Origin of the sequence: Paraburkholderia sp. (assembly GCF_034668105.1) — a bacterium.
In the GTDB taxonomy this organism is placed as follows: domain Bacteria; phylum Pseudomonadota; class Gammaproteobacteria; order Burkholderiales; family Burkholderiaceae; genus Paraburkholderia.
This window is the reverse complement of record NZ_JAXDPY010000700.1, coordinates 1-8,470: the sequence shown is the minus strand read 5'-3', so window position 1 is coordinate 8,470 and position 8,470 is coordinate 1. Positions and strand designations below refer to the sequence as shown.

Sequence of the window (8,470 nt, the reverse complement as noted above, 5' to 3'; positions counted from 1 at the left end):
TTCCCCATGTGACGGCGTATGACAACGTCAAGCTGCAGCACCGGCTTGTCACCGAAACTTTCGGCATCGAGACGCTCGAGCTCGTCACCGGCTGGTCGATGGGCGCATTGCAGGCCTACCACTGGGGCTCGATGTATCCGAGCATGGTGAAACGCATGTTGCCCTCGTGCGGCTCGGCGCGGTGTTCGCCGCACAACTTCGTGTTCCTCGAGGGCGTCAAGGCAGCACTCACCGCGGATGCGGAATGGAAAGAGGGCTTCTACGACAAGCCGCCTGCCCGCGGGCTGCGCGCGATGGGCCGCGTCTATGCCGGCTGGGGTTTTTCGCAGGCGTTCTATCGCGAAAAGCTGGCGATCAAGGCGCTTGGATATTCATCGCTGGAGGACTTCCTCGTGACGTTCTGGGAAGGCGGCTTTCTGGAAAGCGACGCCAACGATCTGCTCGCCATGCTGTGGACCTGGCAACACGGCGACATCAGCGCCAACCCGCTCTACAACGGCGATTTCGACCTCGCGCTTTCGAGCATCACGGCAAAAACCATCGTCATGCCGGGCCAAACCGACCTGTACTTTCCGCCCGAAGATAGCCAGTACGAGGTATCGAAGATGCCCAACGCCGAATACAGGCCCATTCCGTCGATCTGGGGCCATCAGGCAGGCGGCGCAGGTCTCAATCCTGTCGACGCCAAATTCGTCAACGCGGCGCTGGCCGACCTGCTGGAACGCTAGACTCACAATCGCCCGACGGCCCACGGTCAGTGGGTCGATATATATATTTGTTGTACTTATCAATATCGGAAAGGAGCTTTCATTTTGACAAACGACGAACTGTCAAACCTGGATGCCGTCCAGATCGCGCATGCGGTCCGGACCCGAGAGCTGTCCGCTATCGACGTGGTCAAGGCCGCGCTTGCGCGTATGGACGCGCTCGAGCCGTCCGTGCATGCATTTTGTACCGCCACTCCGGAACTCGCGCTTGAGCAGGCCGAGGCAGTCGAGCGCATCGTGATGGCAGGGGGCGATCCTGGTCCGCTCGCTGGCGTGCCGTTCGGAATCAAGGACCTCATCTCCGCCGCGGGTATTCGCATGACGGGCGGCGCGCCCGCCTACGAGAACTTTATCGCGGACGAAGACGATGTTGCCGTCGAACGCATGAAGCAGGCTGGCGCGATCGTCATCGGCAAGACCAACGTACCCGAGTTCGGCTATAGCGGCGTCGGCCACAACCCCATCTTCGAAACTACCCGGAATCCCTGGAATCTGGCGATGACCCCCGGAGGGTCGAGCGCTGGTTCGGCCGCGGCGGTGGTATCGGGCATGTGTCCGATCGCGCTCGGCAGCGACGGCGGCGGTTCCGTGCGCATCCCGGCCGCTCATAGCGGCATCTTCGGCATGAAGGCGTCAATGGGGCGCGTGCCGCTCTATCCGGGCTGCCGCGACGAACTGTATCCGGGATTCTCGGGCTGGGAATCGCTCGAACACATTGGTCCGCTCACGCGCACCGTCGCAGACGCAGCGCTGATGCTGTCCGTCATCTCAGGCCCCGACGAGCGCGACCGGTTATCCCTTCCTGCGGCCGACTTCGATTGGAAAGAAGCGCTGCATGGCGGCATCCGGGGCTTGCGAGTGGCCTACAGTCCGGATTGGGGCTACGCACCGGTCGACCCGGAAGTGCGCGAAGTGGTTGGCCGTGCTGTCAAGGTCTTCGAACAGGAACTGGGCTGCACAGTCGAGATAGCGCATCCGGGCTTCTCCGATCCCTTCGCGGCTTTCTGGGCGCTGGTCGCGCAAGAGACCGACCTCGTCGGCATGCGCAAAATCGTCGAGCAGCATGGCGACCGCATGTCCCGGCATCTGGTGGAAATGATCATGCATCCGTGGTCCGCCGAGGACTTCACCAACGCCAACCTGAAGCGCAAGGAAGTAACCAACAGGATGTGGCGCTTCATGCGCGACTACGACCTGATCCTGACGCCGACGCTCGCTGTGCCGCCCTTCCCCGTGCATATTCAGGGCCCGGAAAAAATCGACGGCCGGATGGTCTCGACGACCCAGTGGCTCGCCTTCACGTTCCCGCTAAACATGACAGGTCAACCCGCCGCGTCCATACCAGCCGGCTTTACGAGCGACGGCTTGCCGGTTGGCATGCAGATCATAGGTCGCCATCTCGCCGACGCCACCGTGCTGCGTGCCGCCGCCGCATTCGAAGCCGCGCAGCCGTGGCGCCATGTCCAGCCTCCCGTCGTCGCCAACCTGATTGCAAATCCGGCCGCAGGAAGCTGATCTTCGTCGCCGCACCGTTTATCTCCGATCCTTGATGTTTCCCGCAAATCCCCTTCAGGAGAATTGTATGAATCAGTCTGTCACGCCTGGCGCTACAACCGCCCAGCACAACGGCCTCGCCGAAGAGTTCGAACACGAACCGGTTCCGCTCCCCCGACGACAATCGTTGAGGTCTGTAGCAGCCGTATGGTTTGGATTCCCGATGGTTCTGACACAGGCGGTGTTTGGCGGCATCATCACGCTGAACCTGGGTTTCATCCATGGCGTGCTCGCCATCCTGATCGGCAACTTCGTGCTGTTCCTCTACGTGGGCGCCCTCAGCCATATCGCGGGTTCCACCGGGCTCAACTTCGGCATGCAGGCCAAGGCCACTTTCGGCACCAAGGGCTATGCTATCGCAAGCGGATTTCTCTCAACTGTCGTGGTCGGATGGTACGCGTTCCAGACCGGGTTGACCGGTGCAACCGTGCATACCGCGTTCGGCTGGAACGCGACAGCGGTGATCGTGTTCGCGATGGTGCTCTATACCTTCATCACGTTCCTTGGCATCAAAGCACTTTCCATCGTCGGCCTGATCGCGGTGCCCTTCTTTATTATCATGGGTCTGGTGGCCGTGGGATTCGCCGCGGGGGAGCACGGCCTTTCCAGCATCATGACGTACACCGGAACCGCAAGGACAATGAGCTTCGGTAGCGCAGTCACGCTTGTCATTGCAACCTTCGCGGACGCCGGCACCATGACGGCGGACTTCACACGTTGGTCGAAAAATGGACGGGACGGTGTAATCGCTTCGTTTTCTGCCTTCCCCGTGGCCAACTCGATTGCCTTTCTGTTCGGCGCAGTCGTCGTGGCGGCCGGCGCTGCGGTCAACCCGACGCAGAACGGCGGTGACTTCCTGCCGCTCCTGAGCGGCCACGGGCCGGTGGTGTCGGCATTGGCGCTGATATTCGTGTTTGTCAACCTGGGTTCGGTCTGCGCGCACTGCCTCTATAACGGCGCAGTGGGCTACAGCCACCTGTTCGGCAGCCGCATGCGCGTGATGACACTCGTGCTGGGCCTGATCGGCGGCCTGGCCGCGGTTGCGGGCGTCTGGAGTCTGTTCCCGTACTGGCTCAGCATGCTCGGCATGTTCGTGCCGCCGATTGGCGCTGTGATGATCATGGACCAGCTTTTCTTCGGCAATGCGGGCCGAGTCGACGACGCGCAACCGTTCCACGGCAAGGCATTCGCAGCATGGGCGCTGGGTTCGATCGCGGCGGTCATCGTGCACATGTGGGTACCGGAATACGGCGAAGCGCTGATCGGGCTGGTGATAAGCGGCGCGACCTACGCGGTGCTCGGGCGCGGTCGCACTCAGCGCGCCGCGCTCAATCAATCGACCTGAGCGTGCACGCTCGCCGATGCGGCGGTCTTGCGACGATCTGCGAAGGAGGGCAAGCACCCTTCCTCGCAGATCGCTGAAGGAACTGTTGAGAAGGTGCGGTTCCGCTTGTGCCGCTCACTGCTGGACCCTCTCTGGACGCTGTGGACCAGGCGCCGTCTAATCGGCAGCTTTCAAAGTACAACGGTCGTAACTGTTCAAGCTCCACGCTCCCGGTGAAACTCACTCTTTCAGTTATTCACGATGACAATGCATTTTGTCTAACCTAAATTCGCGTTCAGATTGTTACCGGTACCGCCCGACAGCGCCGCTCGTGCAGGTTGAACTGGCGTGAAGGTTAATGGATATGACCGTTGAAAGGCACCTGTTCGATCAGACATAAAATACAGGATGCCTTATTACGTGATGACAGAAAATCCGATGATCCTGCAACTCGGAAGGACGCTCACGCCATATTGATGGATCCGCGATGCGGCATGCGAGGCGACGACGCTACCAGACAGTGAAGCATTTACCTCGGAACTGATTATGAAATTAAAGCTTATCTCGCTGGCCGCGCTTGCTGCGGCATCATCCGTTGCGCACGCTCAAAGTAGTGTTACTTTGTATGGCACGCTCGACACGGCGGTCGCGTATTTTAGTAACCAGAAGGGAGCGCACGGCTCAGGTGGAACGTTTCAGATGGCATCGGGCACGCTTAGCGGCGACCGCTGGGGTTTGAAAGGTACTGAAGACCTTGGTGGCGGCCTGGCGGCCGTGTTCAATCTGCAATCCGGATATAACCTGAACACCGGCGCTGCTGGACAAGGCGGCCGCATGTTCGGTCGAACCGCAATGGTGGGCCTCGCTGACAGGAGCTACGGCACCGTCACTGTGGGACGCCAATATGACCCGCTCGTCGATCTGATCCAACCGCTGACAGAGGACGATACCTATGGGTCGGCCTTTGCAACCCCCGGGGACATCGACAACTATGACAATAGTTCCCGTGTCAACAACTCGATCAAATACACGAGTCCGACTTATGCCGGCCTTCAGGTGTCAGCCATGTATGCCTTCGGCGGCGAAGCCGGCGAAACTAGCGGCGGACAAACCTACGCAATTGCGGCGCTCTATAGCCATGGCCCCCTCAATCTGGCTGCCGGCTATCTTCGTGCGAACAACGATGGTACGTCCTCGACATACGATGGCTTTACCTCAGCCGGCCTCGACTCGACGGCCATCAACGGTGCGTTTATTTCCGCGACCACGCTGCAAATCATCCGCGCCGCCGGTACCTATGCAATCGGTCCGGTTACGCTGGGCGCTGCTTATAGCAACGTTGACTACGGCAACTATGCCGCTGCCCCAGGCTCGAACAACGGCACCAGGTTCAACACGGCGCAGGCGTTCGTTAATTACCAGTTGAACGCTGCCGTCGAACTCGGGGTCGGCTACAACTACACGAAGGGCAGCGGCAACAACGTCGACGCCAGCTACAGCCAGGTCAGTCTTGGCGCGGACTACGCGTTGTCCAAGCGCACTGACTTGTATGCACTGGCGGCCTATCAAAAAGCCTCCGGCAACACAATTGACGCGGAAACCGGCCAGGTGGTGGCCGCAACGGCGTCTATTGCCGACTTTGGCAATGATGCAAGCGGCAACAACCAGACAATGGTGATGCTTGGCATCAGGCACCATTTCTGATTCGTCTAACTGAGTTGTATCGACGAGCGACTCCCTTGCGGCCACAACACAAAGGGCCTTGGGGGAGTTTCATGTCCCGATGAAGCCAGGAAAAGGGTGCGCGGTTAGTACGATTTGTACGGCAGGAACTTGCCCGACAGCAGCACCTTGACGCGGTCGCCTTTCGGATCGGGCTCACGCTGGATATCCATCGAAAAATCGATCGCGCTCATGATGCCGTCGCCGAACTCTTCGTGAATCAGTTCCTTGATCGTGGTGCCGTACACGCTGACGATTTCGTACCAGCGGTAGATCAACGGATCGGTCGGCACCGCAGTCTCGAGCGAACCCTTGTACGGGACGATCTGCAACCACGCGACGGCCTCGTCCGGCAGCCCGAAAATCTCGCCGGCAATCTCGGCCTGCTGCTTGCTGAAGGTCATCTGGCCGAGGCACGCGGCCGTCGTCCACTCCTTGCTCTGACCGATCTTCCCGGCAACCTCACTCCACTTCAGGCCCTTCGCGACCTTGGCGGAAACGATCATCTGCGTTACTTCATTGCGGCTGGAAATCATAGGTGGCTCCTTGGGTGAGAAATCAGGCAATTGCCTTGAGATTGGGTCCGGCAGCCCGCGCGATTGCGGCCGGCGCGGCTGCGCCGTCATCGAGCCCGGGATAAACGAGCCGCGTTGTGGCGGCGGCCACGCGCCCGGTATCGGGTCGGTCGCCGTGGGAGGCGCTCAGTTCTTTCGAACGCCGCACCAGAAAGTCGACCAGATAATTGCGGATTCGATAAAACTGCGGGTCATGGTGCATGGTCTCGCGCTGACGGTTAGCCGGCAGCGTGTTGACGACGATCTCGGCGATCCGGGCGCGCGGCCCGTTGCTCATCAGCATGATCTTGTTCGACAGCAGAATCGCTTCGTCGACGTCGTGCGTGATCATGAATACGGTCTGCTGCGTCGCGGTGCAGATTTTCAGCAATTCATCCTGGATCACACCGCGCGTCAACGCGTCGAGGGCGCCGAACGGCTCGTCGAGCAGCAGCATGCGCGGCTCGATCGCAAACGCCCGCGCGATGCCGACGCGCTGCTTCATTCCGCCAGACAACTCCGACGGCTTCTTCTTTTCCGCGCCCTTCAGGCCGACCATCTCAATGAAGCGTTTGCCGTGCCCGGCGATCTGCTCGCGTGTCCAGTCCGGATAGCGTGAGCGCACCGCGAACGCGATGTTGCCTTCCACGGTCATCCACGGCAGCAGCGCATGGTTCTGGAACACCACGCCGCGATCGAGCCCGGGTCCGGAAATTTCGCGATTGCGCACGATCACGTGCCCCTCGCTGGGCTGCTCGAGACCGGCCAGTACGTTCAGGATGGTGCTCTTGCCACAGCCGGAATGGCCGATTACGCAAATGAATTCGCCCTGCTCTATCTTGAAGCTGACGTTTTCGAACACCGGCGGCAAGTCGTCGCGATAGCGCTTGGTCAATCCTTCGACGCTGACGAAACTCGTCACGCCGGACGTCTGGGCATTGGACTTAGTCGACATAGGTCACCTTGCGCTGAAGTTGGGCGAACAGCAGATCGAGTGTCATGCCGACCAGACCGATGAGCAATACCGAGAACAACACGTTCGCCAGTGACAGGTTGTTCCATTGGTTCCACAGGAAGTAGCCGATGCCGGTGCCGCCGACCAGCATTTCCGCCGCGACGATCACGAGCCACGCGATGCCCATCGAAATCCGCATGCCGGTGACGATGGTGGGCGCCGCCGCGGGCAGCACGACCCACAGCGCGCTGCGCAATGGCGGCACTTCAAGCGTGCGCGCCACGTTGAGCCAGTCACGCCGCACCCCGGCGACGCCGAACGCGGTATTGACGAGCATGGGCCACACCGAGCAGATGAAGATCACGAATACCGCCGAGGCCGACGAACTCTTGATCGTGTACAACGCGATCGGCATCCAGGCGAGGGGCGAAATCGGCTTCAGCACCTGGATGAACGGATTGAAAGCGAGGAACGCAAGCCGTGACATGCCGATCACAAAACCGAGCGGCACCGCAACCAGCAGCGCAATCGCGTAACCGGCCGCGACCCGCACGAGCGAATAGCCGAGCTGGATGCCGACGCCCTTGTCATTCGGTCCGTTGTCGCGGAACGGATGCGCGAGCTGGCGTGCGGCCTCGTGCGCGAACTCGGCGGGCGATGGGAAGCCGGTGACCTTTATCGAATCCGCCGCAGCGCCGCCAGCACCCGGATCGGGCGCCTTGCCCATCAGCACTGCATACTCCGCTGCCTCGGCGGCCTCGGCACTCGTGGCTTTCGATGCCGTCGTCGCGGCTGTCACGGCTGGCGTCTTAGGCATCGTCGCGGCCTGCCAGATGAGCAGCAGCAGCGCGAGCAATACAAGCGAGCATAGCGCCGCCTTGCCTCTCAACGTGAATCGTCGAATTGGAGTCATTCAGTTTCCCCTGCGTTCAGGCACGTTTGATGGCAAAGCCATTGAGGTAAGCGTCAGGTCGGTTCGCGTCGAAAGTTCGACCCATCACCGTGATCGGCCGGTAGCCGCCGTTGTCCGCGAGATCCGGTGGTGTCTCACCAAGCTGCTTCATCGCGTTGCGCGCGTCGGTCAACAGAAATACCTGCTGCGCGAGCGAACGATAGTCAACGCCGCCCTTCAGATAGCCCCAACGCTTCATCTGCGTCATCATCCACGTCGCCATCGAATACCACGGCAGCGGCTGGAAATCGATTCGGTCCGCGACGCGGTGCACGTGACCAATGCCGTCCGCATAGGTGCCGGTCAGCACCTGCCGGATCACCAGCTCGGGCTGATTCAGATAGGCTGGCGCGGCAATCATTTTCGACAACCCGGCGCGATGCGCAGGGTCGCTCGCATAGGCGGACGCGCGCAGATTCGCACGCAGCAGCGCGGCGAACGCGTTCGGGTTCTGCCGCACGAACGCGTCGGGCACACTGAACGAGCAGCAGGGGTGCCCCGCCCAGATGTCCTTGGACAGAATATGAATGAAACCGACCTCGTCGAATACCGCGCGCTGGTTAAACGGATCGGGTCCCAGAAATCCGTCGATATTGCCCGCGCGCAGGTTGGCGATCATCTCCGCGGGCGGCGTCACGCGCA

Annotated in this window: 8 protein-coding genes; 4 read left to right on the top strand and 4 right to left on the bottom strand. The window is 60.9% G+C overall.

Going from position 1 to position 8,470, the window contains the following annotated elements; translation table 11 throughout:
- The 4 genes from QOC89_RS30825 to QOC89_RS30810 form a co-directional block, all read left to right on the top strand.
- Window positions 1-728: hypothetical protein (locus tag QOC89_RS30825; RefSeq protein WP_323048506.1), on the top strand; the 728-nt coding region annotated here is incomplete at its 5' end.
- Between the two features lie 84 nt (window positions 729-812).
- Window positions 813-2,282, top strand: coding sequence for an amidase (locus QOC89_RS30820; RefSeq protein ID WP_323048505.1), 1,470 nt, complete (start codon window positions 813-815; stop codon window positions 2,280-2,282).
- 67 nt (window positions 2,283-2,349) lie between these two features.
- On the top strand, window positions 2,350-3,666 hold the full coding sequence (locus QOC89_RS30815) for a cytosine permease (protein WP_323048504.1): 1,317 nt from the start codon (window positions 2,350-2,352) through the stop codon (window positions 3,664-3,666).
- A 525-nt stretch (window positions 3,667-4,191) separates the two neighbouring features.
- Window positions 4,192-5,349, top strand: coding sequence for a porin (locus tag QOC89_RS30810; protein ID WP_323048503.1), 1,158 nt, complete (start codon window positions 4,192-4,194; stop codon window positions 5,347-5,349).
- A gap of 104 nt (window positions 5,350-5,453) precedes the next feature.
- Here the strand turns inward: QOC89_RS30810 and cynS are convergent, their stop codons facing one another.
- The 4 genes from cynS to QOC89_RS30790 all read right to left on the bottom strand — a co-directional run.
- The gene (gene cynS / locus QOC89_RS30805) at window positions 5,454-5,903 is read right to left on the bottom strand and encodes a cyanase (protein WP_323048502.1); all 450 of its coding nucleotides are present in this window, start codon (window positions 5,901-5,903) and stop codon (window positions 5,454-5,456) included.
- Between the two features lie 22 nt (window positions 5,904-5,925).
- Window positions 5,926-6,876, bottom strand: coding sequence for an ABC transporter ATP-binding protein (locus QOC89_RS30800; RefSeq protein ID WP_323048501.1), 951 nt, complete (start codon window positions 6,874-6,876; stop codon window positions 5,926-5,928).
- On the bottom strand, window positions 6,866-7,789 hold the full coding sequence (locus QOC89_RS30795; RefSeq protein WP_323048500.1) for an ABC transporter permease: 924 nt from the start codon (window positions 7,787-7,789) through the stop codon (window positions 6,866-6,868). Before QOC89_RS30795 ends, QOC89_RS30800 begins: the two co-directional genes overlap by 11 nt.
- A 16-nt stretch (window positions 7,790-7,805) precedes the next feature.
- Window positions 7,806-8,470, bottom strand: a 665-nt coding sequence (locus QOC89_RS30790; protein ID WP_323048499.1) for an ABC transporter substrate-binding protein, incomplete at its 5' end; no start/stop codon positions are given.